Source organism: Micromonospora sp. NPDC004704, from assembly GCF_053601675.1.
The window spans coordinates 200302-219792 of record NZ_JBSGCD010000010.1 but is presented as its reverse complement, the minus strand read 5'-3'; the positions used below and the strand labels follow the sequence as shown (position 1 = coordinate 219792).

At 71.8% G+C, this 19491-nt stretch carries 17 protein-coding genes; 9 read left to right on the top strand and 8 right to left on the bottom strand.

Translation table 11 applies throughout. The annotated features are described in order from the left end of the window. Positions 1-16 precede the first annotated feature (16 nt). Together ACWEFB_RS16950 and ACWEFB_RS16945 are read right to left on the bottom strand one after the other, a co-directional pair. Positions 17-1552 (bottom strand): alpha/beta hydrolase, encoded by a 1536-nt coding sequence (locus tag ACWEFB_RS16950; RefSeq protein WP_452286352.1) that lies wholly within the window; start codon positions 1550-1552, stop codon positions 17-19. A 61-nt stretch (positions 1553-1613) separates the two neighbouring features. Beyond that, positions 1614-2729, bottom strand: a complete 1116-nt coding sequence (locus tag ACWEFB_RS16945; RefSeq protein WP_452286350.1) for a class I SAM-dependent methyltransferase — start codon at positions 2727-2729, stop codon at positions 1614-1616. Between the two features lie 182 nt (positions 2730-2911). Between ACWEFB_RS16945 and modA the strand changes: the two genes are divergently transcribed. From modA to ACWEFB_RS16905, 8 genes are all read left to right on the top strand, one after another. After that, positions 2912-3712, top strand: coding sequence for a molybdate ABC transporter substrate-binding protein (gene modA, locus ACWEFB_RS16940; RefSeq protein ID WP_452286348.1), 801 nt, complete (start codon positions 2912-2914; stop codon positions 3710-3712). A gap of 28 nt (positions 3713-3740) precedes the next feature. Next, the gene (locus ACWEFB_RS16935; protein WP_452286443.1) at positions 3741-4568 is read left to right on the top strand and encodes an ABC transporter permease; all 828 of its coding nucleotides are present in this window, start codon (positions 3741-3743) and stop codon (positions 4566-4568) included. A gap of 56 nt (positions 4569-4624) precedes the next feature. Beyond that, the gene (locus ACWEFB_RS16930) at positions 4625-5683 is read left to right on the top strand and encodes an ABC transporter ATP-binding protein (protein WP_452286441.1); all 1059 of its coding nucleotides are present in this window, start codon (positions 4625-4627) and stop codon (positions 5681-5683) included. 123 nt (positions 5684-5806) lie between these two features. Then, positions 5807-6472, top strand: coding sequence for a cysteine hydrolase family protein (locus ACWEFB_RS16925; RefSeq protein WP_452286346.1), 666 nt, complete (start codon positions 5807-5809; stop codon positions 6470-6472). Between the two features lie 126 nt (positions 6473-6598). After that, on the top strand, positions 6599-7153 hold the full coding sequence (locus ACWEFB_RS16920) for a TetR/AcrR family transcriptional regulator (RefSeq protein WP_326557488.1): 555 nt from the start codon (positions 6599-6601) through the stop codon (positions 7151-7153). Between the two features lies 1 nt (position 7154). Further along, complete coding sequence (locus ACWEFB_RS16915) at positions 7155-9320, top strand: MMPL family transporter (protein WP_452286344.1); 2166 nt, start codon at positions 7155-7157, stop codon at positions 9318-9320. A 111-nt stretch (positions 9321-9431) separates the two neighbouring features. After that, entirely contained in the window at positions 9432-9791 is a 360-nt protein-coding gene (locus tag ACWEFB_RS16910) for a MerR family transcriptional regulator (RefSeq protein WP_452286342.1), read from the top strand. Between the two features lie 64 nt (positions 9792-9855). Beyond that, positions 9856-10980, top strand: a complete 1125-nt coding sequence (locus tag ACWEFB_RS16905) for a serine hydrolase domain-containing protein (RefSeq protein WP_452286341.1) — start codon at positions 9856-9858, stop codon at positions 10978-10980. 30 nt (positions 10981-11010) lie between these two features. On the opposite strand, the gene ACWEFB_RS16900 is transcribed toward ACWEFB_RS16905, so the two are convergent. After that, positions 11011-11748 (bottom strand): tetratricopeptide repeat protein, encoded by a 738-nt coding sequence (locus tag ACWEFB_RS16900; protein ID WP_452286339.1) that lies wholly within the window; start codon positions 11746-11748, stop codon positions 11011-11013. Between the two features lie 121 nt (positions 11749-11869). Further along, the gene (locus tag ACWEFB_RS16895) at positions 11870-13261 is read right to left on the bottom strand and encodes a hypothetical protein (protein ID WP_452286337.1); all 1392 of its coding nucleotides are present in this window, start codon (positions 13259-13261) and stop codon (positions 11870-11872) included. Positions 13262-13354: 93 nt separating this feature from the next. Between ACWEFB_RS16895 and ACWEFB_RS16890 the strand changes: the two genes are divergently transcribed. Beyond that, positions 13355-14722, top strand: coding sequence for a hypothetical protein (locus ACWEFB_RS16890; protein ID WP_452286335.1), 1368 nt, complete (start codon positions 13355-13357; stop codon positions 14720-14722). On the opposite strand, the gene ACWEFB_RS16885 is transcribed toward ACWEFB_RS16890, so the two are convergent. Genes ACWEFB_RS16885 through ACWEFB_RS16870 form a run of 4 tightly spaced genes read right to left on the bottom strand, consistent with a single transcriptional unit; the run spans position 14699 to position 19460 of the window. Beyond that, positions 14699-17041, bottom strand: coding sequence for a CHAT domain-containing protein (locus ACWEFB_RS16885; RefSeq protein ID WP_452286333.1), 2343 nt, complete (start codon positions 17039-17041; stop codon positions 14699-14701). The two genes, ACWEFB_RS16890 and ACWEFB_RS16885, sit on opposite strands and share 24 nt — an antisense overlap. Further along, positions 17038-18096 (bottom strand): VWA domain-containing protein, encoded by a 1059-nt coding sequence (locus ACWEFB_RS16880; protein WP_452286331.1) that lies wholly within the window; start codon positions 18094-18096, stop codon positions 17038-17040. Before ACWEFB_RS16880 ends, ACWEFB_RS16885 begins: the two co-directional genes overlap by 4 nt. Next, positions 18093-19004, bottom strand: a complete 912-nt coding sequence (locus ACWEFB_RS16875) for an AAA family ATPase (RefSeq protein ID WP_452286329.1) — start codon at positions 19002-19004, stop codon at positions 18093-18095. The genes ACWEFB_RS16880 and ACWEFB_RS16875 overlap by 4 nt, the downstream gene beginning before the upstream one ends. A gap of 54 nt (positions 19005-19058) precedes the next feature. Beyond that, positions 19059-19460 carry a VOC family protein gene (locus tag ACWEFB_RS16870; protein WP_452286328.1) on the bottom strand — a complete coding sequence of 134 codons (402 nt, stop codon included), beginning with the start codon at positions 19458-19460 and terminating at the stop codon, positions 19059-19061. Between the last annotated feature and the right edge of the window lie 31 nt (positions 19461-19491).

Sequence of the window (19491 nt, the reverse complement as noted above, 5' to 3'; positions counted from 1 at the left end):
CCGTACCGGAAACCTCTCAGGTGATCGGCAGGCTGGTCGCGACCGGCCAGGCGACCAGCAGAGCGCCGGCCGGGATGGTGCGCCACCAGGGCGTTCCGGTCAGCGACGCCACACTGGCCAGCAGGAGGTACAGCGCGAGCAGGCCGGCGATCAACGGTGTGACGAGGGTGAGGAAACCGGGGGCCAGCCCGACGATGGCAGCCACGGGTACCGGCAGGCAGACAGCCGCCAGGACGCCGATGCTCCACGGTGGACCGGCCACGGCATGCGCCCCACCGAGCAGGGCCGCGGTGGCGAGGACGAGCAACACCGTCAGCCACCACCGCGACCCGTACGGCACCGCCGAGGTCAGGCCGAGATGAACGGGTAGGACCACCGCCGCGATCCCGGCGACAGCGAGTCCGATAGTGGCGGCCGCCGCCCGCCACGGCCCGTCGGGACGTTGCCGGGTACCGGTCACCCCGTGCGCGTCGCCCTCCGCCGCGCGGGCGTGGATGCGGCGGGCCACCACGGCCACGGCCGCGAGGGTGGCCCCGGCGAACGCGAAGTAGCCGACGAGGTAGCCGCAGACCGGTGCCGGCAGTGTCCGGGCCGCCAGCCAGCCGCCGACCAGCCCGGGTACCGGGGCGACCGCCACCGCACCGGCAAGCCACGCCAACCGTGCGCGTGCCGGTGGCGCGAGGCTGGTCCGGATCGGTGGCGCGCGACGTACCGATGGCCGGACCAGCCCCGCGATCACCAGGAGCAACATCCCGACCAGGCACAGGCCACCCGCTGTCACCCGGCCCTTCGCGGCGATCACCGGTTGCTCCGGCCGGTTTCGCAGGGCGTCGTCGAGCCAGCGCGCGGCCTCGGTGTGGGTACGGTCGGCGTAGAGCACCCCGATGTGCTCGGCGAACCCCACCCGAACCATCCGGCGCCCGGCGGCGTCACCGTCGAGGGCCGCCTGCGCGACGGACCGGATACCGGCCGGTTCCAGCGCGCCGACGATCAGCAGCAGATGGCGGGGGCCGGGCCGGGACGCCGCCGCCGCGCCGTCCCCCAACGAGATCGCCACGGTGGCGGCGATCGACGGGTCCGCGGACCCGACCCGGACCACCGCCGCGGCGCCCATCGAGTGGCCGAGCAACGCCACCCGCGCCGGATCGACCCCGGACAGGTCCCGCACGTACCGGACGACCCCGGCGAGTTCCCGGTCGAGTTCGTCCTCCCCTGCCAGCGGGCGGGGGTTGGCGGCGTGTCCGGCCAGGTCCGGGAGGGCGACCACGTAACCCCGCCGTACGAGCGTGTCGGCGAACGGCCGCATCAGGCGCCCCGACCCCGCGTACCCGTGGGCGACCACGACGGCGGGCCGTCCGGCGCCGCCGCCGACCGGGCGGACGATCTCCACCGGTACGCCGTCGACCCGCACCGACACCGAGTGCAGCCCTCGTCCGGCGTACCCGATACCGAGCACCCCGGCCGCGAGGAGCAGTACGCCGAGGAGCAGCCCCGACCGCCACAGCACCGACCGGGTGCGAACCCGCCCCGCGAGCGCGGGCTCGATCGACATGCGCTGCACCGTACCGGTATCGACGACATCCCGTCGGGGCGCCCGTCGGGGCCCGGTCGGGTCAGGCGTTCCGGCGGGTGGCGGTGGCGAAAAACCGGTGCGGTGGGTCGTCGTACCGGTTGAGGTGCCAGCCGGTGAGGCCGGCCGAGCGACGCAGCGGTGCTTCGGCGAGGGGCTCGTCGGGTCGCAGCGGGCGGCCGTGGCGGGCGGCGAGCGCGGCCCGACCCGACGGGTGGAACAGCACGAGTCGTCCGCCGGGTCGGGTGATCCGGGCGAGTTCCCGCAGGCCCTCTTCGGAGTCGGGCAGGTGGGTGAGCAGACCCGCGGCGAACACCGCGTCGACGGACGCGTCGGCGAGCGGGAGGTTCCGGGCATCGCCCAGGAGCAGGTCGGCGGCGGCCCGCCCGGCGTGCGCCCGGGCCGCGGTGAGCATCTGCGGTGTGAGGTCGAGGCCGATGACAACGCCGTACGGACCGACCGCGTCCCGCAGGGCCGGTAGCGCCCTACCGGTTCCGCAGCCGATGTCGACGACAACGCCACCGACGGAAAGGTCCGCCTCGTTCACGGCTGCGGCGTAGGCGGGGAGGTCGTCGCCGAATTTCGTGTCCCAGGTGGCGGCGCGGGTGGCGAAGAAGGCTCGCGACTCACTGAGATACCAGCGGTCCTGCGGGGCGAGGCGGTCGCTGAGATGGCGGATCACCGGCCAGGTCGGGTCGTGCAGGTCGACGACGATGTCGCACCCGGCACCACGGCCGCCGTTCGCCCCTGGCCCGACCGGCGGGGTACGGAGCCAGACGACCACGTCCCACCTACCGCTCGGCGGGCGCGCGAGCCAACCGGAGCCGTCAGCGACGGTGACGGTGACGGTGTCCGGGGTCCCTTCCCTACGCCGGTTGTCCTCGGCTTCGAGGCGGTGGCGGGCGTCGAGCGATGGTTGCCCGGTCGATTCCGGAGGTGTGTGCCCGGTCAGCCGGGCGCAGGGACGTCCGCCGGCGTGCAGCGCGTCGGCGAGCCGGTCGGCGACGACGGCCGCGTGCGCGGACCCGCCGTCGATCACGACGGACACGACGCCCGACGGGAGCGCGTCGGCGAGGTGGTCGAGGACTTCGGTCCACCGCCGGCTCTGCTCCTCGGTCAGGGTCCGCCACGCCGGTAGCGACGCCGGTTCACCAGCCATGACCCCATGATGCAGATGCGGCTCCCGGAATGAAACAGCAGGTCGAAGATACGGCCCGATCAGCCCATTAATCCTCGCAGTTGCGGCGCACTAAGGTGTTCAACGTGACGGTGTCTCGGATCGGTGGGGCGACCGTCGACACACCCACTCTGACCGCCGGTAGCAGAGGGAGGACCAAGCTCGTGAGAGCACGACGGTTCCGTACCGCCCTGGCCACGCTCGCCGCCCTGGCCACGCTCGGCCTCACCGGCTGTGGCGACGACGCCGACACCGCCAGCCCGCAACCGAGCAGCAGCAGCTCCGGTGTCACCGGCACGATCACCGTCTTCGCGGCAGCGTCGCTGACCGAGTCGTTCACCACCATCGGCAAGGACTTCGAGGCGGCCAACCCCGGCGCGAAGGTCACCTTCAGCTTCGCCGGCAGCTCCGCCCTCGCCACCCAGATCAACCAGGGCGCACCGGCGGACGTGTTCGCCTCCGCCGCCCCGGCGAACATGAAGACCGTCACCGACGCGGGCAACGGCGACGGCAGCCCCACCACCTTCGTCAAGAACCAGCTCGTCATCGCCGTGCCGAAGGGCAACCCCAACGGGGTGACCGGGCTGAGCGACCTGACCAAGCCGGACGCGAAGGTCGCCCTCTGCGCCGAGCAGGTGCCGTGCGGCGCGGCGGCGAAGAAGGCCCTCGACGCCGCCGGGGTGAAGCTGACCCCGGTCACCCTGGAACAGGACGTCAAGGGCGCGCTGTCCAAGGTGAAGCTCGGCGAGGTCGACGCCGCCCTGGTCTACCGGACCGACGCCAAGGCGTCTGCCGCCGACGTCGACGGGGTCGAGTTCCCCGAATCAGGGGGCGCGATCAACGACTATCCGATCAGCGTGTTGAAGAGCGCGCCGAACAAGGCAGGCGCCGAGGCGTTCGTCGCGTACGTGCTGTCGGACGCGGGCAAGTCCGTGCTCACCCAGGCCGGCTTCCAGGCACCGTAGACCGGTGCCCCTCCTCGAAGAGCCCGACGTGGCGGCGCGGCCAGCGGTGGCCGCGCCGCCACACCGGCGCAGACGTACGGGACGGATCCCGATCGGACTGCTCGTACCCGCCGCGCTCGGCCTGCTGTTCCTGGTCCTGCCCCTGGTCGGCCTCCTGGTCCGTACGCCGTGGACCACCCTGCCGCAGCGGCTGACCGAACCCGGCGTACTGACCGCGCTGTGGCTGTCGTTGCAGACCGCCACCCTCGCCACGCTCCTCTGCCTCGCCCTCGGTGTTCCCCTGGCGTGGCTGCTGGCGAGGATCGAGTTCCCCGGCCGCCGCGTCGTACGCGCACTCGTCACCGTGCCGCTGGTACTGCCACCCGTTGTCGGCGGGGTGGCGCTGCTGCTCGTGTTCGGGCGCCGGGGTCTGCTCGGCGCGTGGCTCGACTCCACCTTCGGCATCACCCTGCCGTTCACCACCACCGGGGTTGTCCTCGCCGAGGCGTTCGTCGCCATGCCGTTCCTGATCATCGCCGTCGAGGGCGCGCTACGCGGCGCGGACACCCGCTACGAGGAGGCCGCCGCCACCCTCGGCGCCGGCCGGTGGACCACCTTCACGCACGTCACGCTTCCCCTCGTCGCCCCCGGCATCGCCGCCGGGGCGGTGCTCTGCTGGGCCCGCGCGCTCGGCGAGTTCGGTGCCACGATCACCTTCGCCGGCAACTTCCCCGGCCGCACCCAGACCATGCCGCTGGCCGTCTACCTCGCCCTGGAAACCGATCTGGAGTCGGCGATCGTGCTCAGCCTGATCCTGCTCACCGTCTCGGTGGCGATCCTCGCCAGCCTCCGCGACCGATGGATCACCAGCCCGTGACCACGCCCGCCACCCCGCCAGCCGCGCCCGACCACGCGGCCACCACCGCCGCCCCGATGCTCGACGCCCATCTTGTCGTCGACCGGGGCACCTTCCGGCTCGACCTGGACCTGCGGGTGAAGCCCGGCGAGGTGGTCGCCCTGCTCGGCCCGAACGGCGCCGGCAAGACCACCGCCCTGCGTACGCTGGCCGGCCTGGCACCGCTCACCGCCGGGCACGTCACGCTCGCCGGCCGGGACCTCGACCGACCCGACCACCGGGTCTGGCTGCCCACCGAACGCCGCCCGATCGGGGTGGTCTTCCAGGACTACCTGCTCTTCCCACACCTGAGCGCGCTGGACAACGTCGCGTTCGGACCCCGCCGGCACGGGATCGACCGCCGCCGGGCGCGGGAGCAGGCTGCCGGCTGGCTCGACCGGATGGGCCTGACCGAACACGCCCGACGCAAACCGCGGCAGCTCTCCGGTGGACAGGCCCAACGGGTCGCGCTCGCCCGCGCCCTCGCGGTCGACCCCGCGCTGCTGCTGCTCGACGAACCGCTCGCCGCGCTGGACGCCCGTACCCGGCTGGACACCCGCGCCGAACTGCAACGGCACCTGTCCGCGCACGCCGGGGCCACGCTGCTGGTCACCCACGACCCGCTCGACGCCCTGGTGCTCGCCGACCGGCTGGTCATCATCGAGGACGGCCGAATGGTGCAGGACGGCGACGCCGCCACCATCACCGCCCGGCCGCGTACGGACTACGTCGCCCGCCTCGTCGGGCTCAACCTCTACCGGGGCCACGCCGACGGGCACACGGTGCTGGTCGGCGACGCCTTCCCGCTCGCGATCGGGGACCGGCACGACGGGGACGTGTTTGTCGCCTTCCCGCCGTCGGCCGTGGCCCTGCACCCGAACCGCCCCGACGGCAGCCCGCGCAACACCTGGCCGGCCACCATCGCCGGCATCCAGCGCCACGGCGACAACCTGCGCATCCAACTCGACGGCCCGATCGGGGTGGCCGCGGACATCACCCCGCTCGCCGCCGCCCAGCTCCATCTCGTACCCGGTCAAGCCGTCTGGGCCGCGGTCAAGGCCACCGAAACCCGGGTCTACCCCGCGAGCGCCCCGTGACCCGCCAGCCCCGAGGAGTCGCCATCACCGCCGTTCCACAGGGCAGGACCCGACCTCCCTGCGACCCCGGCGTCGGGCCCGGTTCGGCGATCCTGGAGCGGCGCCGACGGTAGGAGGAAGTCCGTGACCCACGCTGGGCAAAACCCCGACCCCCACCTGATCCCGCACTGGGAGTCGGCGGTGTTGGTCACCATCGACATGCAGGTGGACTTCCTGTCCGACAGCCCGTACGGCCTGGCCGGCACCACCGAGATCGTGCCGAACCTGCGCCGGGTCACCGACGCCTTCCGGGCGGCCCACCGGCCGATCGTGCACATCGTGCGCCTCTACCAGCCCGACGGCACGGACGCCGACCTGGCCCGGCGAACACTGCTCGCCGACGGCGCGCGGATCGTCGCACCGGGTTCCCCCGGCAGCCAACTCGCCCCCGGCCTGCTGCCCACGGGTGCGCCGCCACTCGACCACGCGCGGCTGCTCGACGGCGAACCACAGGAACTGAACCCCACCGAGTACGTCATCTTCAAGCCACGATGGGGTGCGTTCTACCGGACACCGCTGGCGTCCCTGCTGGACGACCTGGCGGTCGACACGATCGTCTTCGCCGGCTGCAACCTGCCCAACTGCCCCCGCGCCAGCATCATCGAGGCGAGCGAACGCGACTACCGCATCGTCCTGGCCACCGACGCCGTCTCCCAGGCGAGTACGCAGGGCTTCCGGGAGATCGCCGGGATCGGCGTACAGCTCCTGACCAGCGACGAGATCACCACCGCGTTGTCCGCCGTCCACTAGGGAGCAGACGGGGTCCAGGCCCGGCCCGGGTGGTCCGGCCGAGATGCTCGAAAGGTCGCAGCGGGTTACCCTCGCCATTGACTGACCGATCGGTCAGGCATACTTGCGCGTGGAGGTGATCGAGCGGTGACCCGCAACCACACCCGGGAGGACATCCTCTCCGAGGCCGCCCGGCTCTTCGCGCGAGTGGGCTTCAAGGGCACCTCGTTGCACGACATAGCGGTGGCCGTGGGCTGCTCGAAGGCGACCCTGCTCTACCACTTCGCCAGCAAGGACGCGCTGCTCGTCGCACTGGTCGAACCCGCCGTCCAGGAGTTGCGGGCGCTGGACGACCGGCTTGCCACGCTCGTCGGTGAGGACGCCCGGGCGGTGGCGATCGACGGCTTCGTCGACCTGGTGCTCCGGTACCGCCCGCAGGTGACCCTCGTCTACGACAGCCTCCAGCTCACCGAGATGTCCCGGTTCCCCGGCATCGACGCCCTGGCCGAACGCCTCGTACGCGCGTTCGCCGGCCACTCCGCCGATCCGGTCGACGACATCGCCGCGCGGGTCGTCCTCAGCGGCATCTGCACCGTTGTCATCGAACACGCCAACTCCGGCGTCATCGACCTCCGCGACGCACTCACCACAGTGGCCGAGCGGGTACTCCCATCCCAAGCCCGACCCCGACAAGAAAGTTGACATGGCAACCATCCTCTACCGGCTCGGCCGGGCATCGTTCCGGCGTCGCCGGCTCGTCGTCGTGCTCTGGCTCGTCGTACTTGCCGCGCTGGGCGGCTCGGCTGCCGCGTTCATGGGTGAGACGTCCGACAAGATCTCCATCCCCGGCACCGAGTCGCAGCGCGCACTCGACGCCCTCGCCCGCGAGTTCCCGGCCGCGTCCGGCGCGACCGGCGCGATCGTGCTGGCCGCACCGGAAGGGCGGCAGTTGGCCGATTACCGCGCCGCCGTCGACGACCTGGTCGCCGAGGCCGGGAAGCTGTCCGGGGTGGTCGGCGCGGTCAGCCCGTTCGACGCGAGATCCGTCTCGGCCGACGGGCGTTACGGGCTGGTGCAGGTGCAGTTCACCGAGCGGGCCGACAGTGTCACCGAGGCGCAGCGGACCGCGTACGAGGAGAGCGGTGCCGCCGCGAAGGCCGCCGGACTGCGGGTGGAGCACGGCGGCGAGGTGATGTCCACCCAGCCGGAGATCGGCAGCACGGAGGGTCTCGGCGTTGTCGTCGCGCTCGTTGTCCTGCTCGTCACCTTCGGCTCGCTCGTCGCCGCCGGCATGACCATGCTGACCGCGCTGATCGGTGTCGGCGCCGGCATGGCCGGCCTGTACGCGCTCAGCGGGGTCGTGTCGCTGACCAGCACCGCCCCCGTCCTCGCCCTGATGCTGGGCCTGGCCGTCGGCATCGACTACGCGCTGTTCATCGGCTCCCGCTACCGCCAGAACCTTCTCGAGGGCCACGAACCCGACGAGGCGGCCGGTCGTGCCGTCGGCACCGCCGGCTCCGCCGTGGTCTTCGCCGGCGTCACCGTGGTCATCGCCCTCGCCGGCCTGGCGGTGGTCAGGATCCCGTTCCTCACCGCGATGGGCCTCGCCGCCGCCGGGACCGTCGCGGTCGCCGTGCTGGTCGCGATCACCCTGCTGCCCGCACTGCTCGGCTTCGCCGGCCGCAAGGTGCTCTCCCGCGCCCAGCGCCGCGCCGGCAACGCCGCCGCGTACACCGAGGGCTTCGGTTTCCGTTGGGCGCGGCTCGTCATCAAGCTGCGCGTACCCGTGATCCTGGTGGCGATCCTCGGCCTCGGCGCCCTCGCGCTGCCCGCGGCCGACATGCGCCTCGGTCTGCCCGACGCGACCGCCGCACCGGTCGGCACCCCGGCCCGCGACGCCGCCGACCTCACCGAGGAGGGATTCGGCGCCGGGTTCAACGGGCGCCTGATCCTCGTCGTGTCCAGCGACAGCCCTGCCTCCACCGCAACCGCGGCGCAGCAGGTCACCACCGCGCTGCAGGGCACGAAGAACCTGCTCGCGGTCGCTCCGCCGAACCTCAGTCAGGACCAGCGGACCGCCCTGCTCGCGGTCATCCCGAGCACCGGCCCCACCGACGCGGCCACCGAGACACTGGTGCACGAGGTCCGGGAAAAGGTCCGTACGGTCGACGGCGCCGACATCGCACTCACCGGCCAGACCGCGATCGGCATCGACGTCTCCGAGAAGCTCTCCGACGCCATGCCCTGGTACCTCCTGCTCGTCGTCGGCCTCTCGGTGCTGCTGCTCATGCTGGTGTTCCGCTCGATCCTCGTGCCGATCAAGGCGGCGCTGGGCTTCCTGCTCACCGTCGGCGCCACCTTCGGGATCACGGTCGCCGTGTTCCAGGAGGGGCACCTGGCCGGTCTGCTCGGCGTCGACACCCCGGGGCCGCTGGTCAGCTTCCTGCCGATCCTGCTCATCGGCATCCTGTTCGGCCTCGCCATGGACTACGAGGTCTTCCTGGTCTCCCGGATGCGCGAGGACTTCGTACACGGGGACACCCCGCGCCAGGCGACCATCAACGGCATGGGCCACGGTGCCCGCGTGGTGACCGCCGCCGCCCTCATCATGACCTCGGTGTTCGCGGGCTTCATCCTGGTCGAGGACCCGGTCATCAAGAGCATGGGCTTCGCGCTCGCACTCGGGGTGGCCATCGACGCCTTCGTCGTACGGATGACGATCGTGCCCGCGGTGATCTCACTGCTCGGCCACGCCGCCTGGTGGCTGCCGGCCTGGCTGAACAAGGTTCTGCCGAACGTCGACATCGAGGGCGAGGGCCTGCGCAAGCAGCTCACCGCCGAGCCGCAGCGGGAGACCGTGCACGTCTGATCTCCCTCACCACAGCAGCAGCCCCGGCCGGCCCTCCGTGGGGGCCGGCCGGGAGGGGGTCGTGGTCAACGCTGTACGCATCCGGGTAGTGCGGCGAGGCATCATCGGAAGATGAAGATCGGCGAGATGACCGCCCGGACGGGGGTCCCGCAGCGGCTGCTCCGCTACTACGAGGAGCAGCACCTGATCACGCCCGGGCGGGACGCCAACGGTTACCGGGTCTACTGCGACGTCGGGGTGGAACGCGTCACCCAGATCCGTACCCTCCTCGCCGCCGGACTGCCCACCCGGATGATCCGGGACCTGCTGCCCTGCCTGCGCGGGCCGGACCCGACCACGCTCGACGGCGTCGACCCGGAGTTCCTGGCCGCCCTGCGCCGCGAGGCCGACTCGCTGGGGACCCGGATCGACGACCTGACGGCCCGACGTACCGCGATCCTCGAGTTCGTCGACGTGATCGCCAACACTTGACCTTCTCACTGGTGTGAGGGGTGGACGCTTCTCTTCCCGCAGTCGGAAGAAGGAGAGCACCACCATGAACACGGAACAGTTTGCCGAGGTCCGCGACGCGCTGGAACGTAACCTGACCTCCGGCACGGAACTCGGGGCGTCGATCACGATCGACATCGACGGCGAGACGGTCGTCGACGTGTGGGGCGGGTACCGGGACGAGGCCCGTACCCGGCCCTGGGAGGCCGACACCATCACCAACGTGTGGTCGATCACCAAGCAGGTCGTCGCCGTGGCCGTGCTCATCCTCGTCGACCGCGGGCAACTGGACCTCGACGCACCGGTGGCGGTGTACTGGCCCGAGTTCGGGGCGAACGGCAAAGACGGGGTGAAGGTACGCCATCTGCTGGCGCACGCCTCGGGCGTCTCGGGCCTGGACGCCCCGAGCCGGGTCGAGGACCTCTACGACGCGCCAGCCGCCGCCGCCCGGATGGCCGCCCAGGCGCCCTGGTGGGAGCCGGGCACCGCGTCCGGCTACCACCTGTTCAGCCAGGGACACCTGCTCGGCGCGCTGGTCCACCGGGTGACCGGTCGGACGCTGCGCCAGTTCGTGGCCGAGGAGCTCACCGGCCCCCTCGGCGCCGACTTCCAGCTCGGGGTCGCCGACCGGGACCTGCACCGCGTCGCGGACGTCGTCCCGCCGCCGCCCGCGCCGTTCGACCCGTCGGCGCTGGACGAGGACAGCCCGGCGTACCGCACGTTCACCGGCCCGGTCGTCGCACCCGGGGACGCCAACACGGCGGGCTGGCGGGCAGCCGAAATCGGCGCCGCCAACGGCCACGGAAACGCCCGATCGGTCGCGCGCATCCTGTCCGTACTGGCCCTCGGTGGGACGGTCGACGGCGTACGCCTGCTCGGGGAGCGGACCGCCGAGCTGATCCTCGCCGAGCAGACTGCCGGCGACGATCTGGTCAACGGCCTGTACCTGCGGTGGGGTCTGGGCTTCGCGTTGAGCGACCTGCGGACGCTGCCGTGGGTACCGGCGGGCCGGATCGGCTACTGGGGTGGCTGGGGCGGCTCGATGGCGATCGTGGATCTGGACCGGCGCATGACCATCAGCTACGTGATGAACCGGATGGGCGGCGGCATCCTCGGCTCCGACCGCGCCCGGGAGTACGTCGCCGCGACCTACCGGGCCGTGGGGAGGTGAGTCGCACCGGGCGTCGGCCCCGGGTCCGAACTACTCCCCGGCGACCGGGCCGATGCCGAACGCCTCGGCGGGCTTCTGGGCCGCGCCGACCGCGTACTCCCGCGCGAAGGCTTCCTCACCGAGCGCCTCGACGGCACCGGCGCGTGCGGCCGACAGCTCCAGGGCATCGTCCGGGTCGGGAACCTGGCCGATGGCGGCATAGGCGCTGTCGGTCAGCCCGATCATCCGCGCGGCGAGCGCGCGATCCCCCTCGGCCGAGGCCAGCGCGGCGGCGGCAACGCACAGGTACGGGACGAAGGAGTCGTACCCCTCCCGGAACACCCGCTCGCGACCGGCCTCGAACAGCTCGCGGGCGCGGTCGATGTTGCCGAGATGGAGCTCGGTGAACGCCAGGTTGTGGTACTCGGAGTTGACCATCTCCGGCTGCCCCAGGGTCTCGTTGAGAGCGATACTCGCGAGGTAGAGCTCACGGGCCCTGGGGTAGTCACCGGACACCCTGGCCACGGCGGCGAGCACGTGCCGCGGACGTTCCTCCAGTCGCTGGTCGCCGGCGCGTACCGCTACCTCCAGGGCGGCGGTGGCCAGTTCCTCGGCACGCCGCAGGTCGTCACCGCGGATGGCGACGCGTGCCATGGCGTAGAGCCCTTCCACCTCACCCGCGGGCTCACCGGCCGAACGCGCCCGCTCGACCTCCGCCCGCGCCATCCGCAACACGCCGTCGCTGTCGCCACGACGGAAGGTGGCACGCACGCTCTCTTCGAAACTCATTCGGTTCCCTTTGTTGTTCGATCGCCGAAGGTGCCGCTGTTCCCGCGGTGACCAGCGCCAACTCCGTACGGTAGTCGACGGAGTCGGCCTCGGGACTCGTGGCCCGGGCGGCTGCGCGGTCCTACCCCTTCCCGTCCCGGTCGATGCCGAGGATCCCGTCGATGCGGGTACGGCGTCCGTCCTCCCCGGCGTACCGGTCCAGCTCGAACCAGCGGCTGCGCCACCTGCGGTAGTCCGAGGCGGCGCCGGTGTCCCGCCGGCACGCCTCGACCGAGCTGATGAAGTCCGGCTTGGATGCGGTGCCGATGGTGTTGGCGTCACCGCGCTGCTTCCCGTCGACCTCGGTGGCCAGCCACGCGCACATCCGCTCCACCGCGTCGTCGTCCAGCACCGTCAGGGTCAGCTCGTCGTCGACGCGTACGGGGTCGTGCAGGGGGTGCCGCGGGGTGACGAGCCCGAGGTGCAGGCACAACTGGACGAGGCTCCGGGAGTGGTCGGCGCTCAGCGGCCAAGGGTCGCCGTTCGGCTTCGACACCGGCAGGAGCAGCGTCGGGAACGTGGCGTCGAACCGATCCAGCAGGTGCCGCTGGTATTCCGGCCACGTCTCGGCGGGTGCCGGTGGGATCCGTCCGAGCAACTCCATCTGCGGACACATGGAGTACGCGAGCAGGATCGCGCGACAGGTCATGATCGCGGGATTGCGCAGTCCGGTGACGAGCGTCAGCCGGGTCTCGGTCACCCCGTCGACCAGACCCAGCGTGGCCTTGATCCGCCGCCCGTCGGCGAGCGCGTGCGTACCGATCTCGATGCCCTCGACGAGCTGCGCGAACATGCGCTGGGTCCAGCGCTCGCTCTCGTCCCTGTCCTGGTCCGGATCCTCCGCACGGAAGTCCTGGTCCCAGCGGCCGATGACCCGCTCCGCGGTCCGGCACGCCGTGCCGGTCTCGGCCAGCGCGAGGGTCAGCAGGACCTCGTCCAGGTCCAGTGCCAGACGATCCCTGAGCGGACCGTCGCGGAGCGAGCCGTCGTAGCTGCGGTGCCTCTCCCTGGCCTCCTGATGCAGGATGTAGGCGGCGTCGTAGCCGGCCTCGGTGTCCCGTTTGGACTCCACCAGTGCCTGCGCCCGGATCGCGCCGAGCAACCGTGGGGCGAACTGCGGCCACACCAGCGCTCGCCCGGCGTCCGACAGGCGCCTGATCAGGGAAGCGGCCACCCGTGACGCCTCACCCTCGGCGCCCCGGAGCGTCTCGAACCGGGTCTTGACCTCCCAGAGGCGGTCGAGCGAGGCCTCGAAGATCAGCCACCCCATCAGCGGAAGCAGCTCCCGCAGTGGCTCCGGTGGCTCCTCGGGCACCGGGTCGACCAGGAACCTGGCCCGGTACTCCTCGACGTCCGCCTCGATCAGGCCGACCAGCCCGGCGTCCACCTCCGGGCTGTCGGGCGGCGGCCCGCCCTCCGCGCTCCGGGCGCGGATCCCCGTGCAGAGCGTGCGGAGCTCGTCGGCGGTCATCATGGCGGCCCCCTCGTGATCGTGTGCTTCGTCCGTCAGGTTCTGACGGACGAACCACCGCTTTCGCCGGACCGACGACACGGAAGGATCCACACCATGATGGACACTCGGCGGCTGCTGGAGCTGTGCGAGGACTTCCGCCACCGTGACCTCGAAGTCGACAACGACGTCGTGACCTCGATCGAGCAGGACGTCGCCCAGTACAAGGCCACCTTCCTGGTCGAGCCGGTGCCCGAGGAGCCACCGGCTCCGCTGCGGGAACTGCTGCCCCTGATGGGATGGCTGGTCTACGAGGCGTCGTGGAACGCCGTACAGCAGGTCCAGGCGGCGTTCGAGGCGATGGACGAGGAGGAGCGGGAGCAGAGCGCCCGGTCCTACGGCCACATCAGGCGGCTGGCGGACGCCGCCCGCAACCTGGTGTGGCCCGAGTTCGCCCCGCGGGCCCTCGGCGCCATCCGGGCGCAGGCCCTGGCGGAGTCGAAACGGGACACCGAGGCGGGCTACGACGCCGCGTACATCGTGCACCAGGAGGCGCGAGCCAGGTACCGCAGCTACTACGACTCGCACCTCGGCAGGGCCGTCCGCGAGGACTTCCTCCTGGCCCTCGACGAGGTGCTGTTGCAGCTGGCACTGGCCGAGACCGGCACCGCGTGCCGTACGGCGGAGCGGATCATCTGTCTCTGGAGCGAGCAGTTCCCCGGCGCGGACACCGACAGCGAGGAACGGTGGGTCCAGCGCATGTACCGCGACCTGTCCGAGGCGGTCGAGATCGGCCGGCGCGCCCTGGACACCGCACGGCGCATCAAGGACACCCACACCCTCGTGCACGTCGTCACCGCCAAGCGCCTGGCGCTGGTGACCGGGTACCGCAACCCCGGCATCATGACGGCCCGCGCGGCGCTGCTCGCCCTGGCGCTGTCCCCGGCGATGGAGCACCTGGGGCGTACCCCGACCGGGACCGCCACCTGGAAGCAGGAACGCGCCCTGCTGATCGAGCAGTTCACCCGCGCGTACGACGCGATCCAGGAGCCGGTACGCAACGCCGACGACGAACCGATGCCTATGAAGCACGACCACAAGCGGGCGCTCGTGCAACTGCGGCTCAACCTGGCGCTGCTCGTCCCCGGCCACTCGCTGCCCTCACCGGACCCGTTCGATGCCTGTCTCAAGCCGGACCCGCTCGACGACGAGGCGGTGACCGGCCTGTCGACCTGGCTGTCGACCGAGGCGAGCGGCGGCGGCCCCAACCACGGCAACATCATCGCCGCCGCCACGTTGCCGCTGTTCAACCGGTCCGTGGTCGCGCTCCGGTCGCTGACCGGTGACGGCCCGGCCTACTACGCGTGGCGGCGCCGGTGGTACCGGCTCGGCCGCTACGCCAACCAGGGCGGCCGGCAGCCCCGGGTCGAGGCCGCACTGCGCGTGGCCGAAGCCGGGTCGTCACTGCGTATAGGCACCGAGTAGGGCCCATTCCGGCTCCGGTGCACCGTTCTTGACGGCGGCGAGCTGGGCGTCGTGCAACGCGAAGTCGAGCGACACCGGCCGCTCCCGGATCGCGCGTACGATGTGGCTCGCCGCCCTGCCGGTTCCCTCGTCGTGGACCGAGTCGATGCCGGCGACGACGCAGCGGGCCCCGCCGTTGAGCAGTGCCATGACCAGGGTGATCGGCTCCGCCTCGGTGACGTTGATGACCTGCCCGACGTGGCACGAGGCCATGAGCACCGAGCCGGGCCACTTGAGGCCGAGCGCGCGCCCGAAGGACAGCGACTCGCCCGGGATGTTGAGGTACTGCGCCAGCCCCTCACCGGCGCCGTGCGAGGCGATGTGTACGAACCCCCACCGGCCCTGGTCGCGCAGGGCGTCGGCGAGACGGCCGTCCCGGCGCACCGGCTCCCGTTCGGACTCGATGGTGCACTCGCTGAGCCGTACCCCGTCGGTGCTGCCGGGCAGCCCCCACGCGAGCCGTTCGGCGCGGACGTCGACGCCCTCCTCGTCCCGGCCCACGAGCCGGATCAGCGCCTCTCCGGTGACCAGTGGCGGCGCCGGGTGCTGCAGGCACGTGAACGCCGGGGTCTGGGTGATGACCGCCCGCTCGACGAGCCGCACCCGGCGGTCGTCGGGGCACACGTCGAGCGCCGGCCAGGGGACCAGGCTGAGCCAGGAGTGCGCCGAGATCAGCAGCTTGATCGGCGGCCCGTCCGCAGCGAGGTCCGCCAGCAGCGATCCGGGCAGGACGCTGCGGGCGAGCACTCCCCAGTCGAACTCGGCGAGGTCGAGTGCGGCGCCCTGTGCCGTCGCCGTGGACGTCAGGTCGCGTTCGAGGTCGGCCTCGTGGTCGAGTACGCGGTTGAGCAGCATCGCCAAATTCCTGTACCGGCGGGCGTGGTGGAAGAAGGCGGCGTGGAACGGGTCGGGCTCGAACCGCTCGAAGGCGATCCGCCCGCCCGGCCGGATGAGGGTCCGGAACAGGTTCGGCGCCTCGGCGAGACTGTCGGTCAGCTCCAGGTAGTCCAGCGCGTACCGGTCGCCGATCACCCTGGTCAGCGTGCCGAGGTCGGCCGGCGGCGGCAGGACGGTGTCGGCGAGCATCGGTGACACCGCCTGCTCCAGCTCGAAGCGCAGTGTGTCGAGCGACTTGCCGGTCGTACCCTCGACGCCGAGACGCGGTCCGTCCTCCGCATCGACGATGTCGTTGATGATGCCCTCGACCCGGGGGCTCATCAGCGCGCGTCCGGTCCGGATCCGGGCGGCGAACCCGGTCTGCTTCGCCGACAGCGCGACCCGCAGCCCCAGCTCGGCCGCCTCCGGACCCAGCCGCGCCGCGAGCAGGGCGATGTCGCCGTACACGCGCTGGAAGACGACGGCCAGCGGGGCCCGGGACCGGGCGATCACCCGCCACCTGCCCCGGACGTCGTCGGCGATCCGCAACGCGTGCCGCCCGAGCTCCACCGCTTCGGCACGGTCCTCGTCCGATCCGTCGCGCTCCGCGAGGTACTCCGCCATGGCGAGCGTGACCGACAGGTCGCCGATACCCTGCTCCGCGTCCTGCATTGCGCGCACCCGGTTCAGTGCGGACCTGAGGCCGGCCTCCGCCCGTGCGTCGCCGGTCGCCCAGTACGCCACCGCGCCGACGAGGTCCGCCCGGTACCGCGTCGGGACACCCTCCCGGCTCGACCAGAACGACGCCATCTCCACCATGACGTCCTCGACCTGGGCCGCCTGCCCGCGCAGGATGTAGACCGCGCCGGTCTCGTACATCAGGTGCGCCATGTGAGGATCCGCCCCTGCCGCGTTCAACGCGTCCGGGCTCACCTGCGCCAGGCCCAGGGCCTCGTCGAACCGGCCGGTGAGACGCAGGTCGCGAGCCATCTCGTGACGGTGGAACGCGTGCAGGGTGAGGTCGCGCACCGGCTGGTCCGGGTAGCCGTCCGCCCGTACGTCACCCAGCTCGCGCAAGGACCCGGCGTGCATCTCCCCGGTCGTGTACGACGTGCCCTTCGGCATCTGCACGGGGATACCGACCAGCCTGCAGAAGCGGACGATCACCCCGGCGTGCTTCCAGGCCCGGGCCTTCGTCGCCCAGCCCTCGTCGCTCCCCGCGATGGTCAGGTAGTGCTCGAGGGCGATCGAGAAGAGACTCTTCTCGTCCCTGGTGAGCTTCGACAGCGCCTCCCGCTGGCGCACGATGCCGACCGCCTGGTCCGCGTCCGCGGCCAGCATCAGCAGGTCGTCGCGGGCCAGGGCACGCCGCACCGATTCGGGGGCCGCCAGGTCGTCGGTCATCGCGCGATCACCTCCGCAAGGTCGCTCAGGGCGTCGAAGCTGTGCCCGGGCACGTGTGCCGTGACGTGCCGCAGGCTGTTGACGAGCGCGGGGTTGACCGTCCGGTAGCCGGTTGCGCCGAGGGCCGGGTTCACCCAGACGACGACGTGACCGAGTCGCGCCAGCCGGGCCACCTGCTGGGGCAGGACGGCCATGTTGCCGTACTCCGCCCCGTCGGAGCTGACCACGACGACCGCCGAACGCACCGCGGTTCGGCCGCCCCATCCCCGCAGGAAATCCCGCAGCGCCGGTCCGAGCCGGGTGCCGCGTCCCCAGTCGGTCTCCACCTCGGCGACCGCCCGCATCGCCGCGTCCGCGTCACGGATCCGCAGCTCGGCCGTGAGCCTGGTCCACCGGGTGCCGACCGTGAAGACCTCGGTGGTGGCCGGTCGGACCGCGACGGCGGCGTGGGCGAAGCGCAGCATCACGTCGCCGTACGCCCGCATGGAGCCGCTGACGTCGATGAGCAGGAGCAGCCGTCGTGGCCGCCGGGCCCGGCGACTGCGCGGGATGCGGCTCGGTTCGCCGCCGCTGCGCAGCATCAGCCGCACCATGGCGGGCGCGTCGATCCGACCGGTCCTGGCCGGCACCCGGCGCATCGCGGGCCGGTGGGGCGCGGCCGGTGCCAGCACCGCGATGAGCCGCTGGATCTCGTCGCGTTCGGCGGGGGTCAGGCGGCGGACGTCGCGCCGGGTCAGGTCGTCGAGATTGCCCGCGTCGGGCACCTGCCCGGCGGGGGCCGGCTCGGTCTCGGCACCGGCGGGTGCGGTGTCGGCGCCGGGTTCGACCGACCCGACCGCCACCCCGTCCGGGTCGACCTCGGCGGCGGACCGTGACGCCCACACCGCGTCGAAGATCGGCAGGTCGCCGGCGTGGGTGCAGAGGGTGACCCGCAGCGACCGGTACGGGTCACCGGGCAGGCTCGTCAGTGCCTGCGCGGCGAGGACGATCCGGTCCGTACCGACCGCCAGCCCTGCCGCCCGCAACTCGGCGACGAACGCGAGGAGGTCCCTCACGCCGCCTCCCGCTGCTGCGGCACCAGCAACAACTGGCGTACCACCCCGAGATCCTCGTGGTGTTTGACCACCGTGCTCACCGCAGCGTCCACTGTCGCCGGGGTGAGCGCGGCGGCGCCGTACGTGGTCAGCGCGGCGGCGAAGTCGATGGATTCGGCCACCCCGGGTGGCTTGGTGACGTTCTTGGCGGACCGTACCCGCTGCATGCCGGTCGCGATCTGCCGGGCGAGTACCTGCTCCAGCTTCGGGACCCGCTCCCGCAGGATCCGCTCCTCCAACTCCGGCTCCGGGTGCGCGATCCAGTGGTAGAGGCAGCGACGTTTGAGCGCGCCGTGCACCTCGCGGGTCCGGTTCGAGGTGAGGATCACCAGCGGCGGGAACGGCGCCCGTACGTCGTCGAGTTCGGGAATGCCGACGGTGTAGTCCTCCAGCACCTGCAGCAGCAGCGCCTCGAACTCGTCGTCGGCCCGGTCGATCTCGTCGATCAGCAGTACGGTGCGCCCGCCCTCGAGCGCCTGCAGGATCGGCCTGCGCTGGAGGAACTCCTCGGTGTACAGCCCTCGCAACTGCTCTGCGCGGTCACCGGTTCCGGGTTGCGCCTCGCCGGCCACCCGCAGCGCGAGGATCTGCCGCGGGAAGTTCCAGTCGTAGAGGGCCTGTGAGACGTCGAGGCCGGCGTGGCACTGGAGGCGGATGCACCGGGCGTCGAGCGCCTCGGCGATCTTGCGGGCGAAGTCCGTCTTCCCGACACCGGGGTCGCCCTCGAGAAACAGGGGCCGCCCCATCCGCAGCGCCAGGAAGGCCGCCGCGGCCAGCCCTTCGCCCGCCAGGTAGTGCCGGTCCGCCAGCATCCCGGTGAGCTGGTCGGGGCTGTCGATCAGCGGCCAGCCCGTGGTTGCCTCAGTCATGCCTGGTTCTGACGGACCGACACCTGACGTGCGCGCCTGCCGGATTGTGGCCTCTCAGTCCTTCGGTGCGACCCGGATGCGATTCCCGTCAGGATCGGCGGCGAGGAAGGTCAGCCCGAACCCCGCATCGTGAGGCTCGTGCAGGATCGTGACGCCCTTGGACTGCCACTGCTTGAAGATCGCGTTGATCTCGTCGGGTCGTCCACCGCCGATGGCCAGGCAAACCTCACTGGTACGCGGGACGTTCGGCGACAGATCCTCGAACTGGCCGGACCACACAGCGAGCTCAGCGCCTGGCCCGAGGTCGAAGGTGATGTATCCCGAAGTCTCCAACGAAGGGCTGATGCCGAGGAGGTCGCCGTAGAAACGAGCTGCGGCGGGCGCGTCGTTCACGTAGACGATGGACACGACAGATGTGGTCATGGTTGTTCCTTCTCGCTGGTCGTAGGTACGCATCCACCAGCCTGGCCGAAATATGCGCCGCATC